Annotated in this window: 16 protein-coding genes; all 16 read right to left on the bottom strand. The window is 61.8% G+C overall.

Annotated features, from left to right (window positions below; all coding sequences use genetic code 11):
• Positions 1–63 precede the first annotated feature (63 nt).
• Positions 64–2,259: a glycosyl hydrolase family 28-related protein gene (locus AB0O76_RS04685; protein WP_365485401.1), complete on the bottom strand. Its 2,196-nt coding sequence runs from the start codon at positions 2,257–2,259 to the stop codon at positions 64–66.
• Complete coding sequence (gene zapB, locus AB0O76_RS04680) at positions 2,256–2,543, bottom strand: cell division protein ZapB (protein ID WP_365485399.1); 288 nt, start codon at positions 2,541–2,543, stop codon at positions 2,256–2,258. The genes AB0O76_RS04685 and zapB overlap by 4 nt, the downstream gene beginning before the upstream one ends.
• Positions 2,540–3,172 (bottom strand): hypothetical protein, encoded by a 633-nt coding sequence (locus AB0O76_RS04675; protein WP_365485397.1) that lies wholly within the window; start codon positions 3,170–3,172, stop codon positions 2,540–2,542. The genes zapB and AB0O76_RS04675 overlap by 4 nt, the downstream gene beginning before the upstream one ends.
• Positions 3,156–4,241 (bottom strand): hypothetical protein, encoded by a 1,086-nt coding sequence (locus tag AB0O76_RS04670; RefSeq protein WP_365485395.1) that lies wholly within the window; start codon positions 4,239–4,241, stop codon positions 3,156–3,158. The genes AB0O76_RS04675 and AB0O76_RS04670 overlap by 17 nt, the downstream gene beginning before the upstream one ends.
• Before the next feature lie 33 nt (positions 4,242–4,274).
• On the bottom strand, positions 4,275–5,270 hold the full coding sequence (locus AB0O76_RS04665) for a hypothetical protein (protein ID WP_365485393.1): 996 nt from the start codon (positions 5,268–5,270) through the stop codon (positions 4,275–4,277).
• Positions 5,270–6,136 (bottom strand): hypothetical protein, encoded by an 867-nt coding sequence (locus AB0O76_RS04660; RefSeq protein ID WP_365485391.1) that lies wholly within the window; start codon positions 6,134–6,136, stop codon positions 5,270–5,272. Before AB0O76_RS04660 ends, AB0O76_RS04665 begins: the two co-directional genes overlap by 1 nt.
• A 67-nt stretch (positions 6,137–6,203) precedes the next feature.
• Positions 6,204–8,366 carry a phage tail tape measure protein gene (locus AB0O76_RS04655; protein WP_365485389.1) on the bottom strand — a complete coding sequence of 721 codons (2,163 nt, stop codon included), beginning with the start codon at positions 8,364–8,366 and terminating at the stop codon, positions 6,204–6,206.
• Positions 8,367–8,606: 240 nt separating this feature from the next.
• Positions 8,607–8,855: a hypothetical protein gene (locus AB0O76_RS04650; protein ID WP_365485387.1), complete on the bottom strand. Its 249-nt coding sequence runs from the start codon at positions 8,853–8,855 to the stop codon at positions 8,607–8,609.
• Positions 8,856–8,885: 30 nt separating this feature from the next.
• Positions 8,886–9,320 carry a hypothetical protein gene (locus AB0O76_RS04645; protein WP_365485385.1) on the bottom strand — a complete coding sequence of 145 codons (435 nt, stop codon included), beginning with the start codon at positions 9,318–9,320 and terminating at the stop codon, positions 8,886–8,888.
• Entirely contained in the window at positions 9,320–10,300 is a 981-nt protein-coding gene (locus tag AB0O76_RS04640) for a phage tail tube protein (protein ID WP_365485383.1), read from the bottom strand. The genes AB0O76_RS04645 and AB0O76_RS04640 overlap by 1 nt, the downstream gene beginning before the upstream one ends.
• Before the next feature lie 14 nt (positions 10,301–10,314).
• A complete protein-coding gene (locus AB0O76_RS04635) occupies positions 10,315–10,752 on the bottom strand; it encodes a hypothetical protein (RefSeq protein ID WP_365485381.1) in 438 nt (145 codons plus the stop codon).
• A gap of 10 nt (positions 10,753–10,762) precedes the next feature.
• A complete protein-coding gene (locus tag AB0O76_RS04630; protein ID WP_365485379.1) occupies positions 10,763–11,131 on the bottom strand; it encodes a hypothetical protein in 369 nt (122 codons plus the stop codon).
• Positions 11,132–11,204: 73 nt separating this feature from the next.
• Positions 11,205–12,371: a phage major capsid protein gene (locus AB0O76_RS04625; protein WP_365485377.1), complete on the bottom strand. Its 1,167-nt coding sequence runs from the start codon at positions 12,369–12,371 to the stop codon at positions 11,205–11,207.
• Between the two features lie 9 nt (positions 12,372–12,380).
• On the bottom strand, positions 12,381–13,028 hold the full coding sequence (locus AB0O76_RS04620; protein ID WP_365485375.1) for an HK97 family phage prohead protease: 648 nt from the start codon (positions 13,026–13,028) through the stop codon (positions 12,381–12,383).
• Positions 13,012–14,385, bottom strand: coding sequence for a phage portal protein (locus tag AB0O76_RS04615; protein ID WP_365485373.1), 1,374 nt, complete (start codon positions 14,383–14,385; stop codon positions 13,012–13,014). The genes AB0O76_RS04620 and AB0O76_RS04615 overlap by 17 nt, the downstream gene beginning before the upstream one ends.
• Before the next feature lie 48 nt (positions 14,386–14,433).
• Positions 14,434–15,996: a terminase large subunit gene (locus AB0O76_RS04610; RefSeq protein WP_365485372.1), complete on the bottom strand. Its 1,563-nt coding sequence runs from the start codon at positions 15,994–15,996 to the stop codon at positions 14,434–14,436.
• Between the last annotated feature and the right edge of the window lie 86 nt (positions 15,997–16,082).

The raw sequence follows: 16,082 nt of genomic DNA, 5'->3' as shown, positions 1-16,082 counted from the left end.
TCCTGAGTTTGGGCATGAAAAGGCCCCCCAGCGGTCTTGCTGAGGGGCTACGCGAGTGGGCTTTTAGGCGGGGTTGATGGATGCCGGGTCGTTGAGTCCGCCGATGGTTCCGGCGGGAATGACGTTCGCGACGCTGCCCGTGACCCGGTTCATTGAGACGTTGCCGTGTGAGCCGTCCTCAACGATGTTGATTCCGTTCACCGCACCCGCCTTCGCGGCACGAATCAGGTTCATGTTGATCTGTGGTGCGTCAGCAGTGACCCTGAGTCCGTCGCCTGAGTACGCGCTCACGATGTTGTTTGAGATCGTGATTCCGCCCGCGAGCGTTGCGCCGCTGAGCTGCTCAACCTCAATGGCTCCGTACCCGACTCCGCCTGTGTTGTTCAGGACGTTGCCAGTCACAAGCACGCCGTCACACTTCGTCTTGCCGGACGTCACGCGCACACCGGACCGGTAGGTTGCCGGGGCTGTGCTGTAGATCGTGTTGTTGGCAATCTGCGACTCGTACCAGTCGTACGCGTGGATGCCGTACACCAACGTGTCGTCAATCGTGTTGTTCACGACGATGATGCGCCGGTACTGACCCCCAGCAACCCCAGCGTGCGAGCCGACAAGGGCACCCCATGCACCGTTCTTGGGGGAAGCGCTCGTGTAGCACTTTTCCACCACGATGTTTTGGCTGAACGTGTTGTCGTACGGCAAGCCGCCCTCAAGCCCCACGTCACCGAATGCGCCGTCAATCTGAATGGCTTCAGTGGTCTGGGGGCTACCCGGCTTAGGCACGCTGCCCTCAAAGCGGCAGGTGACCACGCGTGCGCCGTCGATGGCGTTCAACTCGACTGCATGGTTGTTCGGCTGATCAATCACGCGCACGTTCTCAAGCGTGATGTTCTTGGCATGGGCGAACGCGAACATGTTGCCTGCGTCGACCTTGTCTGGTGCGTTGCCGTCCCAAGTGCCGCCCGATATTCGGATGTTGCTGTGCCCGGCGTAGCCGGCGTTCGACTCCGTACCGTCAAAGTTCTGCACAAGCCGGGCAGTGCCCATCGTGAGCCCACGCCGGATCACAGCGCCGTTGCTGCACTCAAACGTGATGTTGTCGCGGACGTACAGACAGGGCGCAGGCCACGCACCGTACGCGGAGTTCATGAGGTACGTTCCGCCCGGAACCCTCAGCGTGCCGCCGCCCTGAGCGGAGAGCGCCGCAAGTGCCGCCCGGAAAGCCGGAGCGTCGTCAGTCGTGCCGTCGCCCTTCGCCCCGTACACGCGAACATCAATCAGACCGTCCGTGCTGCCGATCGTGTGGCGCTTGCCGTCCGACTGCACCACCTTCAGTTGCCCGGCTTCGCTGTAGACGATCGCCGTAGCTGAGGATGCCGCCGGGGGACTTGCTGCATTCCGCAGCGCAACAGGACCCGCAACCGTGAGCTTCGCGCCCGTGGCCAGAGTGTTCGTGCCGACGCCCAAGCCGCCCGTTGCACGGTTGCCGTACAGAACCGATGACTTCCACACCCCAGCGTCGGACCAGTTGCTCAGCTCAAAGTTCGAGCCGACGTCTGCACCTGTCTCTGCGGAGTTGCTGACCTGGTACGCCCAGCGGGTTACGTTCGCTGTCTTGAACGACAGAGTTCGGTACCCGACTGCCGTCGAGTTCAGGGAAAGGCTTCCGTCGTCAATCTGCCCGCCCCACTTCGGGAGCGCATCAACGTCTTCCGGGGTTAGCTCAACATCGGGCCCGAGCTTCCCGTTCACGCTGTCGACGGAGCCGTTACCCGGATCACCCTTCACACCTTGCGGACCGATCGGCCCAGGCGGACCCACGGGGCCCAAGGCTCCCTCAGGCCCGATGGGACCTTCGGGCCCAACAACCGGCACATAGTTGGGCGTCGAAGGGTCAGAAGGCGCAATGTCGGCAAGGTCGACCATGCCGCCCGGAGTGTCCTTCGGTAGCAGCATCGCGTACGTGCGCGCGCCCGTGACTCCGGTGAGGTTCTCCTTCACCGTGTACGCCCAACCCGAAGGGCTCATGTCCGGCGAATCGGTGGCAGGCAAGCGGATACCAACGTTGCCGGCCGCATCGATCACCTGCCCCCGTTCATCAAGCGACGCAACGACCGGGCCCGCAATGAACAGGTTGGATTCCGGGAACGTCAGAAGCCCAGGACCGGTAAACGTCACCGTGCCCTTCAGCGAGCGACCGTCAGGGCCGACGTACTTAGCTGTGACCCGGACGGTAGGAATTGCAGCGGGAATGCTCACGCGCCGTCGCCCCCAATCAGTCTGTCGATGTGCTCGCGAAGCTCACGGTTCTCGCTGCGCAGCTCCGCCACCTCGTTACGAAGGGCCGTGTTCTCAAGTCGGAGTGCCTCAACGGACTCGACAAGCGAGCCGACGCGCTTCTCAAGTGCCTCAGCGTGGGAAGCCTGTGACTCCGCAGCCTCTCGCCACGCGTCGCGCGTTCCGGTCTTCACCTGCCGGTACACAAACAGAAGGAAGACCGCAGCGCCGCCAACAATCTCCGCGGTGCCCACGAGATCTGTCACCCCCACGTCACCGGCCCCCCATCCGTAGGTGTGAGCGTGCCGCCGATGCGCGGGTTGCCGTTGGTCTTCTCTTCTAGGTACGTACCGTCAGGCACACCGGTAATCAGCAGCGGGTTGCCCATGCCGACCGTCAGCGACTCGCCCCCGTACGTGACGCGCTTGTTCACGCGGTACTCGACGGCAAAGCCCTTCCACTCGTTCGAGTCGTCAAAGCCGATCGGCTGAGGGTGCCGCCAAGACCAAGTAATCGTCTGCGTAAAGCCCCGGTTCGGAGCCGCTGTGTCGTTGGCCTTCGTCAGCGTGATCTCTGCCGTCTTGCCGTTGGTGACCATGTCGCGAATCCACAAAGTCACCGACACATCAAGCGGACCGCTATCGCCCTGGGGAATGTGGAACGGGATTGCGCACAGAAGTACCGGCTGATTCAGCCCCGTTGAATTGATCGTGCCAAGCGCGTGCTCAATGTTGCCTTCAGTGCCCTCAAGTGAAGGCGACTGAATCGACCCGTACGGCAAGCGCTCGTTCACGCTGCCCAACTTCGGCTTCCGCTCCAACGCCGTCAGCCGGCGCTTCATTTCGTTCAGCTCCGCAATCAGTGAGGGCGGCAGCGCGTTAGCTTGAATCGCCACTAGCGAACACTTCCTTACTCGCCAGAGACAGCGAAGCCACCTCTGTGCCATTGACGTCAACTTCAACGCGCCGTTCTGTGATCACGAACTCTTCAAGCAAGCGGACATAGCCGGAGTCGACATTCACGAAGCCAGATGAACCGGGCAGGAACGCGGCAGGATCGAACACGCCGGGATACAGGTTCAGCGTCGGAATCGCGATGACCTGACGCCCCACAGCCCCCAGGGCAGCGGCCTTCGGAATCAGGTCTGCTGTCGCCTTCAAGTCGGCGTACGTGACCACCTGAGTCAGCGTCGGCGTATCAAGAACATTGATCTTGGACGCGTACGGCTTCAGGCCGGTACCCATGTCCGCGCCGAACGCCCAAGCGCGAGTTGCGAGCTTGCTGCCGTCGTAAGCGACCTGGGACACGTCAGCGTTCACGGCGTGCGTCAGCGTCGGGAACGTGAGCGAGACCCGCGGAGACTTCAGAATCCGGTTCCCTATGCGCGTCTTGCTACGCCAGTAGGTTTCGTACCGGAAGTCAAAGCCACCGTCTTCGTCGGCAAGCTCGTTGATCGCTTCAGCAGTGTTCTTGAACTCTGAGAAGCCCCACTCACGCGAGCGAATGCGCCCCGTTGTGGTGAGGCGCGAAGTGTCCGTGTCAATGCCGCCGTTGTCGTTGGCGTACGTAATCCAGTCTTTGAGAAGAAGGGCTTGATCCTTCTTGCCCTTGTACCCGAGCCACTTGCCGGGCAGCGGACCCGTTTCCCATGGCACCCACCCGCCCAGATAGCACGCGCTGTAGTAGCTGTGCCATCCGGACGCATTCAGCGCCAACGTTCCGGCTGAAAGGTCGGCGCTTGCCGTCCAAACGATGCCGCCCCACACAGGGGAGTCGTCGCGAGTGACGACAAGCGCAGCGCGCCCAGGGCTCAGCGTCTCCGGGTCAGCAGCATCAAGTGGCATACCGACCGTGGCCGTTCCCGCTGCGTTCAACGACTCGCCGTAGCTAATGCCGGTAACCGGCAACGTCGCTATGACGTCACCGGTGCGGGCTTCTACCTGTAGAACCTTGTATTCAGGCATGGCTGTACCCCCTACCTATATGAAGGGAGTCGGTTAACCGGCCGTGTTCCAAGGTGACTTGCTGAGCTGAACGTTCACGTACAGCGCTGAAGCCGACGTATCAATGCCAAGCTCAAACCCGCCCGACGTCGTGTAGGCCACACGGGCGTTTCCGCTTCGGGTGTTTCCCCACGTCTGGCCAACTGTTCCGTAGGTGTGCTGTGTTGGCCGCGTAATGCTTGAAGGGATCGATGCGATAGACGCAATGAGCCCAGAGGCCGTGAAGGTGGGGGAGAAGTCGACCCGACCCGAGAACTCCCAGCCAACAGAGGACTCACGGACGTACAGCGTGCCGGACGTCGTCACGTTCACTCCGTCGCCGTTCTGGAAATTCAGAAGGGTGCACGTCAGCCACGGGCCGAAGTCCGTCGTGTGCCACGTGCCGGAGTTGGTGCGTACCCACCGCTGATTGGTGAGCACGTCGTACAGCGTGAAACCCGTTGGGAATCCCGCAGCTGAGGGAAGCTGAGCGTTCGGCCACCCGATAGCAAGATGCCCGTTCGCCAAAGCCGCCTGGTCCGCGTACTGACCCGTGTGGCGTGTCACCGTGATACTGAACGTGGTGGAAGCCTTCGGCACATCCACAACGCACAGTGCAACGGCGTTGTCCGGGCGTGCGGGGGCTGTGGGGGCAGCGGCAGGGGCGCCCTGAATCAGCTCGATAGCAAGCCCGTTGGCGCCGTCCACAGCGGCAGTGGTGAGGCGAGCAACGATCAAGTCCTTACGCGGATTGTCGTTGGAAGCTGTCGGAACGTTGAGGGTCTCGCCACTCGACCACGCCCAGGTTCCGCCTGCCGTCACACCACCAATCAGCACGTTGCCGGAGCCAACAGCCACCGTGCGGTTTGTCAGGTTGGGGGTCGCCAGAAACTCAGACGTCGACCTGAAGACATGCTTGAGCGACCCACGAACATGGGTTAGCCCCTGCCAAGTCGAAAGCTCCGCAGCGCCGTAGCCAACACCGTCCTGAAACCATGCAAAGGAACTCATCAAACCCACCTATCCGACCACGTCATTGCAGCCGTAGCCGCTGTGTATTCGTCCCTACTGCGGAGCCTCAAACGGTGCTCACCGGGCCCGTACTCCGGCCACGTCGACCCAACGGAAATGCGCCCGCCCACGTCCTCACCCTGAGCGTTCGTAACCGTCTGGGCGGCGGAGTCAATCAACACCGTGCCGTCATAGTCCAAGCTGAAGTAGCGTCCCGTGACGTCGTCTATCAGAGAGGGGGAAGCGGCGTTCTCAATGAGCACCGTGGGCAGCGCCGCGACACTGCCGTACTGCGTGAACCGGGTTACTGGGTCGGCCGGCTGAGGACCCTGCCCCTGAATCGTCCACGGAACAACCGCGGGAAGAACAAGACCAGTTGGCAACTGTTCCCGTTCGTAGCTCCGTACGCTCACGGTCCGCGCCATGTCGCCGACGATGTACGGAGACGTGGCGTACAACTCAACGGCCATGTTCGCTGTGAGGTACGCGAAGTTCAGGTCAAGGGGAGCGGACCGCTTACGGACGCGTGCCATGACGTACGCCGTTTGGTCTGCCGCTGCGCCTGGGAACCTGAACCGGAAAGGCGATTCAGCGACACCCGGCATGAAAGCCGCCTGCAGCTTGTTCAGTGCGTCCGTGAACTCATCACGTGTGCTGCCGTAGACCTCAAGCGTCATGGTCACGGTGCGCCCGTTCAAGTAGTCCGTTCCCGCCCACAGTCCGTTGCGCTGGACAAGGGTGAGGTCTGAACTCCGCACATCCGGCAGCGAGAGAAGCCCGTCAACTCCCATGATCGAAATGGGGGAGTCGGGCGACCCCATGACAAGCTCGTTGAACTCACAGGTCCAGTCGCTCAACTCCGCCACTGGGGAACCTCCTTCATCCATGGCGAAGCCCCCCAGCGTGTGAAGCTGAGGGGCTAGCCGTAGTGGGTTACGCGGGGGTTGTCCGCAGTGCCCAGGCAACTTCACGCCCGATCGCCCAAGGGTCAGCGTTCGTCTGGACGTTGACCGTGACTCCACCTCCAGCACCCAGGGAATGATTTGGAACGACGGTCGAGCCACGGGGCAGGTTGACCAACTCAGGTCCACGCTCGCCAACTCGGGTCCAGCCGGAAGCCGGGCCACCCATGGCGCGAATCTTCGGAATGGGGCTGTCGGGGAGGTCAATGCTCAACTTGCCCCAACCGAGCTTGTTCGGGATCGCCCAGTTCAGGAGGTCAATCACCCCGTTGATAGCGCCCCTTGCGGCGCCCTTCACGGCCGAAGCGAGCGACGTTGCGAAGCCGCCCAGTCGGGAAAGCCCGTTCTTGATCCCGTCAATGACGAACTTGCCGATGGACTTGCCGGCTCCCAGGATGGCGCGACCTGCCGACACGATCCGCGAAGGCAGCGCCCGAACGAAGTCGACCACCGCGTTTAGCGCAGTGCGCGCAAAATCCTTGACCGTCGTGAACGCACGCTTCGTTGCGCTGACGATCGTGGCCCAATGCTTGGCGATCAGGCCCGGACCGGGGAAGTTCGCGAACAGGTCTCTGATCCAGCCGAAGACGCTCTTGATGCCGTTCCATACCGCCCGGAAGGCGCCAACGGTGTACTTCTTGATCGTGTCCCAGTTGAGAACCACGATCGCGACGAGTCCCACAATGGCCGCGATGATCAGCGCAATCGGGCCCATGGCCACAAGCCACGCTGCCGCCATCCGTGCACCTTGAAGGGTCGCCTGAGCCCCCATCAGAATCCACTGGCCGACGATCACGGCACCCGACGCAACCGCCCTTGCAGCGGCGGCTATCCATCCGCCGATGGTCGACCACGAAGCCGCAACCTGAGTAGCCGCGGACGTCACAGATGCGGCAGCCGTTGTAACCCATCCGGTGACCACCGCCGTAGCGGTAATGCCTTGCTGAATGCCCCACTTGATCAGCGCGGGCAGAACGAGAAGCGTGATCAGGCTCGCTATCGTGGCGAATATGGTGCTGTGTTGTCTGATGAACCCGGCGGCAGTCGAGAAGGAAGACCCGATCCAACTGAGCTTGCTGGCAAAAGCGGAGATCGCCGGAATGACGGCAGTGCCCAGGAAGTCAACCAAACCGGTCTGAAGCCCGCGCGTGAATTGCTTGACCTTGTTCGCGGCGTTGTCGTGCATGGTGTCGCCTGCGTCCTTAGCGGCACCCTTCACCTTTCCCAGCGACTCAACGGCCGTGTCGACGTCCAGCGAATAGAGCGCGTCGCCCATGTCCTCAGCCTGGGTACCAAAAAGGTTCACAGCGGCAGCGGAGCGCTCCGCCGGGTCCTTGATTTCCCTCAGCTTGTCGAGCGTCAGACCCAATGCTTCCTGAGCCGACGGGCCACCCGCGGCAATCTTCTTCCGCATGTCGTCGGCGTTCAGCCCAATTGCCTTGAAGCCCGCAATCGTGGTTGCGCTGCCGTCAATGGCGCGAATGGAAAATTCCTTGAACGTGTCCGCCACAATGTCCGCGTCACGCGCGCCACCCTGGAGGCCCTGTTGAATCAGGCCCATTGCCGTCTTGCCGTCAAGGCCCAGCTTCCTGAACTGGGTTCCGTACTCGTTGAACGTGTCCAACAGGTCTTGGGCCTTGTTCGCGCCGTTCTGAGTACCGGCAACGAGAATGTCAAAGGCTTCGTCGGCGTTCTTCGCAAGACCGGTCTTCAACATCTGACCGACAGCGTTTGAAGTCGGGCCGACTTCGTCACCCAGGACCGTAGCGACGTCCATTGCTTTCTTGCTGATGTTTGCCATTTCATCAGCGGTCGCCCCCGCGGGAACAAGACCCTGTTGCCAAAGGCTCTTCAGGGCTTCGTTCGCATCGGCCACGCTTTCGCCGTATCCGTCGCTGTATACGGCTCCGGCCGCTTCGCCTAGCTTCTTAGCTTCACTGGGCGACGCGCCGAGCTGGGCGGCAAGGACGTCTGAGCCGGCTTCCTGTTCAAGCGCCTGCCCAATGCCCGCAGCTAGCGCCACAGCGATACCGGCCCCTGCCGCAGTGGCGAGCCCCGCCGCAGTCTCACCGAACGTGCTGATTTCCTCAGACGCTTCGTCCAAGGTTTGTGACAGTTGTTCGGCATCACCCATGATCGTGATTTGAATGGGTCTAGCCACGGCGTACCCCCTAAGTCATTACCGGCGTACGCCGTTCCCCATTCGCCGAAGTAGCGCCGGAGCGACCACGCGCCCCGCGCTTCGTCTCGCGCTTCTCCGCTTCAATGTCTTCAACCATCTGTTCAACCAACGCGTTGAAATCCTGAAGTTCCATGCCGCGCACGTCCGACCACGTCAACCCCCGGAAATGACTGATCAGACGCGCGCACGCAATTACGCGTTGGCTGCGGTAGGGTCCGGCTTTCCCTTGCCCTTCAGGTTGATCTGAAGGTTGTCAGCGTCCTCAATGGAGAAGTCGGGATGCTTGCGCTTCATGACGACGTAAGCCATTGCGCGGAGCATCGGCCCCCGCTTGGCACCCGGCTTGTTCAGCGAATCGAGCGGCTGACCTGTAATGTCCTCAATCGCGCAAATCTCACCGATGGTAAGAGCGTCCATCTTGAGATCAACAACGGTAGGCATTGCGGGGGCAGGCTTCTTAGCAGGCACGAGTCAGTCACTCTCCAAGTAGCGTTGGACTACGGCGGCAATACGCCGTTCGTACGTGGCGGCAACCTGATCGGACTTGCGCGCCATAGCACGGAAAAGGAATCGGTTCGGGCCGATGTTTCGCTTCCGATAACCGAAGTGAATAGCGGCGGCGTACGGAACCCGTGACGCGCTACCCGCCTTAATGACGGCACCCTTCACGGACGCCGTGACTTTGATGGACTTATCAAGCTTGCCCGGACGGTAGCGCTTCGCACTCTTAGCGTCGCGTCTACCATCCGGGCTTTCATGCTTGGCCTGAGGAATGAGAACCTCGCCGGAAGCCTTGTTAGCCTCACGCACGGCTTTGTTTAGTTCCCGGTCCTTCAGCGTGCGAACGTTGCGCTGTAGTTCGCGGAGTCCGTCAACACGAATCGTGTACGCGGACCGCTGAGCCATTACGGCGCGACGGTTCCCGGCTCAACGTACGTAAGCTTGATCGCTGCGGTACCGTCCCCAGGGTCGAGCACACGGAACGGCAGGTTGTGAACCGTGACTTCGTCCGTAGCCGCTTCGGGAGACTCACCCGTGAACTGAATCGCCGGCGCATCGATCGTCAGCGATGAACCCGGCGTGATACCGGTCAGCGACACCTTCAGCGCGCACAGCTCACCCGCAATGAACGCTTCGTACAGTCCCTGAGACGCGGCGTTGAACTCACCTTCAAGGGTGCCCTCATACGTCGGGACAGCGTTGCGTACGGGCTTCTTCTTCAGCTCGTTGCCCCGCAGGAACCGGCGGTCTGTCTTCATGCCCAGTTCGCCGGACAACTCAAGAGACGTAGCGTCGAACACCACAGCGGCGCCACCGCGAGTCAGCGCAACAGAAGTCCGTGACCAGTCGTACGGGAAAGCGACCGCCGGGTACGTCGGCGCAACTATCTGACCGGGCGTAGACGTGTGCGTGACGTCCTGAAAGTCGAACGTGACCGTCAGCGTGACAGCCTCTTCAACTTCGGCCGTCAGGCTCCACTCAGTGGCCACACACCCGACGTGCTTGTACGCAACCTTGCTGCCGTCCGTGCCCGGACGCACCATCTGAGCAGAGAAGGACGGAGCGGCGGACACATCCGAAGTCTCAAGAACGGTCGTCTTCACGCCGCCTGTGTCGGTGACCGTGACCTTGTCGAACGCCGCAGTCAGAAGGGAACCGGCTCCGGCGTCCAGCAAATCAACTTCAAGTTCGCCCTCACCGCCCATGTTGATGATGTTTCGGCGGTCAGCGCGAGCCGTCTGCATACCGGCCCTGAAGCCAACAGACTCAATGAACTCTCGCGCGGTCTTCCAACTGTCAGCGTGACCCTCGTAGCCCTCAACTACGCTGGACAGAGTTCCGTAAGTGGATTCCTGCCCAATGCCAATGCTTGCGTCAAGCGCCATGCGTGCGCCCCCTTCTATTGGTAGACGCGCCCACGAACCCGGACGCGAAGAGTGAGTTCTGAGTACGCGCCGTCAGTGGTCTCGGACGTCTCGACGCTTGCCGACTCGGCGCGCACGTCCAGCAACCCCGGCACAACGGCGAGGGCGGAGTTCAACGCCCCGCACGCCGTCTTCACGTAGTCGCGCAGCTCGTACACGGCACGCTCAGCGTCAATGGGATTGCCGGGAATCACAGCCACGGCGTGTACTTCTACGTAGCCCGTGACGTTCGTCGGCTTCGCGCCGGAACGCATGGCAACGGGGGCAAGGTCGTCATCAGTGGTCGCCCCAAACCACACTTGCTTTCGCCGATCCTGTTTAACGGTTTCGGCAAAGGTGCACTGAACGCCACCGGGCAAGACAGCCTTCACGGCGTTGAACAGGGCGACCTTCGCATCAAAGATCAGTGCCACGCTGCGCCCCTCACATAAAGATGAATGGAAGGCGCACCCTGTACAGGTTGAGTTTCGCGTTCACCTCAGGCAGCGAGGTAGGGCGCCAATTCCCGCCCGCCTGAGCAAGCTGAATTGACCCGAACTCCGACTGAAGCTGAAGCGCGCGATCAGGGATGCGCGACACGTGATCCAGAACGTATTGCCGTGCGAGAGTGCGCACGCACCAACGGATCGTTTCCGGCGTCGGGTTGTCTACCGTGTCCCACTTCTGACCGCAGTAGACTTCGACGGTTTCAACGCTGAAGTCGATTGCGTCGGACAGAAGTTCATCAGGGAAGAGCGACGCATCGTCCAATCCGTCCAGCGCGCGCAACTCGTCAATCGTTGCGTATGCCACGCTGAGCCCCTTCCTAGGGCAGGGGGCCCAACCCACTCACAGTGAGTACGTCGAACCCCCGCGCTAGAAGGAATCAGGCGGCAATGGTCATAACCTTCACGGCGGTCTGGTCAACGAGAAGACCGTCCGCACGCTGAAGGAACCGGTACACGATCTGGTCAGTGGCGAACTTGGCGTCAACGGAACGGTCGACACGCAGCGCACCCGCGAAGCGCACCCGGTACTTGCTCAGGTCACCAAACACGATCTTGTCGTCTGGGATGCCGTCGTCGGAAGTGATCGGCCGCCCGTTGAAGGTGTCCGGGATGCCGACCTGAAGCGAAGGCTGCCAAAGGTACTGACCCGTAGAGTCCTTCAGCTTGCGGAGCTTCGCCGCGTTCTTGTCCGACACCAAGTAGGTAGCGTTCGACCGGTACGCCGACTTGAGCTCATACGAGAGGTCAATGAGCGCGTCGGACTGGGCAGAAGTAGGTGCAGCCGCAGCGGAGAACGTAGCGGTCGCGGCGGAGCCATCCGGGATGATGCCCTTAGGCTGACCGGTGCCCGTACCCGTCAGGAAGTGCCGCCCCATAGCGTCGCCAATGGCCGGACCGGCGTCACCGACAAGGAAGCCGACAAGGTCAAGAACCTGATCAGTGGCGAACTCGTACGAGACGGTCGCGCCGTACCCGTACTTGTAAGCGCCCATGCTTCGCTGCGTGGTCGTCGGGTACGACTCACCGATGGCCGCGTTCTCGCCAACGATCGTGGCAGTCGAACGGCCAGTAACAACGGTGAAGTCGAGCGGGTTGCCGTCCGACGTGTTGAACACGGTCGCACCGGAACGCATTACAGCGGACCGGTTCACAGCCTGGGCCATGAGCTGGGGGTAGAGGCCACGCGCAAGGGCGTTCGATCCGCTGGTCTTGTCGAGCTGGGCGCGGAACTCCGTACCTTCGTTGACCTTGAGCGAGCGGAGAATGTCAGCGTCCGAAGGCGTGTCGCCGCGCTCCGTCAGTCCAGAACCCTTGCCGGTGTCGAGCTGCGCCATGAGGGACTGCACACCCTCATTGGCCTTCAGTGCCTCAACGCCGCGCTTGATCCGACCGTCAAAGTCAGAGATCGCGGAAAGAAGCTTGTCCTCCTTTGCCCGCGCGTCCGCGTCCATGTCCTTACCGGCGAACTGCTCGCCCAGGGTGCGGAGTTCAGCGGTAGCCTTCTCGCGAGCATCAAAGTTCGCGCTCAGGGTAGTAGCGTCCACAGGGACCCCTTACTTGGAAAGAGCGCGGATGAGTGCACGCGCGTCAGGGTGAGAAACCGGGGCGTCATCGCTCGCCGGTTGGGAATCGCGCTCTTCGGCCTCAGCCGGCGGGGGCGCGAACTCCCCGATCTGAAGCGCCTGTTCGACCGAACGAAGCGCCGCCTGGGTCGTGGGATAAGCCGGGTTCACAACCGGCCCGACTTCCACAACATCCATGGCTGTGATTTCCCGAACCGGCAGACCGGTTTCCGGGTCGTCGTCATCCGAACGGCGCTGTCCCCCGTCCAGCACCCTGAAGGTGAAGGACGAACCCGCAAGGTCACCACGCTTCAGAAGCGCAGCAACGTCACGGCCAACCGTCGTGTCCGGAAGATCAATCTCGTACCAACCGCCCTCGCGGTCTTCCCCAACTCGCAGCGTGCCGCTGGACGTTCGCCCTAGCAGACTCGCCGTGTCGTGGTTGAACGTCGCGAACACGTCGTTCTGACGCAGCGACGGAGCCCCCGCACCGGGCACGATCCGCTCACGAAATCCACCCAAGTCATGGGACAGCTCGTTGAAGCGGTACGCGTACCCGCGCATAGAAATGCGCCCGTCACCAGACGAGCGCTCTTCAAGGGGACTTACAGCGAAGCGAAGCTCACGAGCTTCCGTCATCTTCTGTTGTCCCTTCGTCCGGATCGCCTTCCGGCTCCGGCTCTTCGTCGTCCGCCGGCCCAGATACCGGGGTCTCAATGGCCGGGGGAGCAGACGGCTCCGGCTCCGGCTCTGCGCCGACTTCGCTCAGGTTCATGGGGACGCGGTACGCCTCGCCCAACCCGTCAGGAAGCGGCGGCAAGTCCTCAGCGGCTCGCACTTCATCAATGCTGTAAATGCCGTTCTGAAGACCCAGAGACCAAAGCTCCATGCGCTCTTTCGGAGCACCGCGCTTGATCTCGTCAAGGTCGAACTTCACGAACTTCATGCGGTCCGCTGTCTCAGCGAAGAGAAGCCGGTTGACGCCCGACTCGATGCGCTCAAGCCATGGGCGAAGGCTGAACATGCTGAACGCGATGTTCTGTTCAGCAAGGCCGGAGCCCCACGAAGTGGAGTTCGTTGCATCGCTGATCAGGTGCGGCGGCACGCCGAAGATTCGCGCGATTTCCGGAACCTGAAACTGTCGCGTCTGCAAGAACTGAGCTTCGTCCGGCGACATGGCAACCTTGCTGAACTTCGCACCTTCAGTGAGAAGCGCAACCCGATGCGCGTTGTCCACGCCGGAGTTCGCAGCACGCCACGCCTCACGTGCGCGGGAAAGCCCTTCGTCGGACATGGTGCCCGGAACCTCAACGACAGCACCCGGCATAGCGCCGTTCGCAAAGAACTTGCTGCCGTACTTCTGTGAGGCAAGGGCGAGCCCGATGGACTCACGCGCGTACGTGATGGGGGAGCACCCGACGAACTCACCGGGCAGCATCATTCCGGGAATGTGTAGGACGTCGCGCGGCGTGAACCAACCAAGCAACACTTCGTTGCCGTCGTCGTCTACGTCGAAAGCCTCAAAGACCTTGCGGCGAACGCCGTTCGGTTCAAGCTGAACCATGTGAACGTGAATCTTCGTCGGGTCCAGCACATCAAGGCCGACGATGTTCGGCCCCTGCCACCGGACCGCAAGGAACGCGTTCCCCTGAAGGAGGAGCGACAGAACCGTCTGAGACAGAATGTCAATGCGCCCCATGCCGCCCGGTTCAGCGTTTGGGTACTCAATCCAGTCAGGAGACTTGATCTCTCGCCGAACTCCGCCCCTCTTGCTGAACGTCGTCACCGGAAGCGTCGCAATCGTCTCGCTGAGCAGACGGACACACCCGAAGACCGCGGAGACCTGAAGGGCTTCATGCGGCGTTACCCGCTGCCCACTGGACGCCACGTCAAAGCCGTACAGCGTCGGGTCATACGGTTCCCAGGCGCGCGCCTCAGTGGCAGCGTCCAGCGCGGGAGACTCGCCCCGCCCGAAGAGTGCAGACCAAAAACCCACCGTGCCCCCTTCGGTGCGTAGGTGTTTAACCCACTCACCGTGAGTGGGTTAGAGATCAGAGAAGAGGGCTTCATCACCCGGAAGGCCGGACGTGAAAACGTGTCCGTCGTCGGCTTCCCAGGTCGCGAGAATCGCTGTGTCCGTGTGGATGCCGTTGTCTTCGCGCCACATGATCGCGCCGTGAACGGCAAGGATCATCGCGATAGCAAGGTCAATCTTTCGACGGCTTGCCGCGTACTCCTTCGTGACTCGCGCGCCGTTCTTGTCCTCGCGAAGCACTGCGTTACCGATGTGCCGGGCAAGAGCCGGATTGCTGTCGTGCGACAAGCGAGCGTCACGGCACGCGTCATACACGGCCTGCGTCGCAGGGATCATGCGCTTCAGAGAGTTCGTCGGGAACGCTTCAACCGGGAAGCCGTCAGCTTCCAAGTTGTCTAGCGTCTCTTCCCAGCGGTACGGGTCGGCAACAAGGTTCCGCACCCGGTACTCGTCTAGTGCCTCGTTCAGCGCGTCACGGACGTCCGCCATGGGAACCCGCCAATGCACGTCATCGGCCGGCGCTTCCCAGTGACCCAGCACGAACACCCGAAGGTCAGCGAGACGGCAGGCGACAAGGGCCGTACTGTCACCCTTCCAAGAGCCATCGAACCCAAGAACAACTTCGTCCCCAGGTGCAAGCGGCTCAGCGTCCGTGCCCAAGCTGTCCCACAAGCCGTGCGGCAACCACGTGGACGCACCACGCACGAACTGACTCAAGCGGTAAATACGGAAGGAAGCCTCAGTACTCCGCTGCGCTGCCGCCTTGAAGTCATCCGGGTTCAGGATCTCGTACGACGGGTTGCACGCGCGCCACACTTCGGGGTCAAGGTGGTCAACCGTCTGCCCCAGCTTCGGACCCCACGACCGATAGAACAGGGTCGGGTCATCGGCTTCGCCGGAGTTCACGCGCTCGCCCTGTTCGCACAGTGCGGCAAAGGGTCCGTCTGGATCGGGCCCAGCGGTAGAGATGATCAGGAACATGGGTTGGTTACGCGCGGCCGAACCCAGCGTCAGCGCGTCGAACAAGTCGCTTTGCTTGCTGAACGCGTACTCGTCCAGACTCACAGCCGCGGGATTCAAGCCCTGTTGCCGTCCGGCATCGGCGCTGACGACCCGGTAAGTGTTGTCCTTGTACCGGATCACGTCGCGATGCACGGTGCACACAGCCGAGAGCTTCGGGCTCGCGTTCACCATTTGCTTCGCGGAGTCGAACACCATACGCGCCTGATTGCGGTCGTTGGCGGCAGCGATGATCTGACGCTGTGAGTCCGCGCGGTCCGCGATCAGGTGGTAGAGCATGATGGCAGCGGCAATCGTTGACTTGCCGTTCTTTCGAGCCACGCACACAACAACCGTGCGGTGCTTTCGACGCCAACGACCGAAGGTGTCTTGCGTCAACTCGTACGCATCAACGAGAAGTTCATGCTGCCAAGGGAGAAGCCGGAACGGTTGGCCGGCGAACGATCCCGTCAGGTAACAGAATTCTTCAATCCACTTCGCGACCCGGTAACCCTCGCTGGGGAACGGAGCGTCAGCGGGTATGTGTCGAGCGATGACCGGATCTATTGCCACCGGTCACCCCCTGATACCTTGCCTTGATGCGAAGTGGTGTATCGATCGTTCGAGCGCGGAAGAATCCGAACGGCACCTACTACGGA

Origin of the sequence: Streptomyces sp. NPDC086554, from assembly GCF_040686095.1 — a bacterium.
In the GTDB taxonomy this organism is placed as follows: domain Bacteria; phylum Actinomycetota; class Actinomycetes; order Streptomycetales; family Streptomycetaceae; genus Streptomyces.
The sequence above is the reverse complement of the archived record's forward strand: the minus strand, read 5'-3'. Positions and strand labels throughout refer to the sequence as shown.

Bases quoted from the DNA above. Each gene is read 5' to 3' on its own strand.
- AB0O76_RS04655 (WP_365485389.1), bottom strand. From the start codon at position 8,366: ATGGGTGATGCCGAACAACTGTCACAAACCTTGGACGAAGCGTCTGAG.
- AB0O76_RS04620 (WP_365485375.1), bottom strand. From the start codon at position 13,028: ATGACGGAAGCTCGTGAGCTTCGCTTCGCTGTAAGTCCCCTTGAAGAG.
- AB0O76_RS04640 (WP_365485383.1), bottom strand. From the start codon at position 10,300: ATGGCGCTTGACGCAAGCATTGGCATTGGGCAGGAATCCACTTACGGA.
- AB0O76_RS04670 (WP_365485395.1), bottom strand. From the start codon at position 4,241: ATGCCTGAATACAAGGTTCTACAGGTAGAAGCCCGCACCGGTGACGTC.
- AB0O76_RS04665 (WP_365485393.1), bottom strand. From the start codon at position 5,270: ATGAGTTCCTTTGCATGGTTTCAGGACGGTGTTGGCTACGGCGCTGCG.
- AB0O76_RS04650 (WP_365485387.1), bottom strand. From the start codon at position 8,855: ATGCCTACCGTTGTTGATCTCAAGATGGACGCTCTTACCATCGGTGAG.
- AB0O76_RS04645 (WP_365485385.1), bottom strand. From the start codon at position 9,320: ATGGCTCAGCGGTCCGCGTACACGATTCGTGTTGACGGACTCCGCGAA.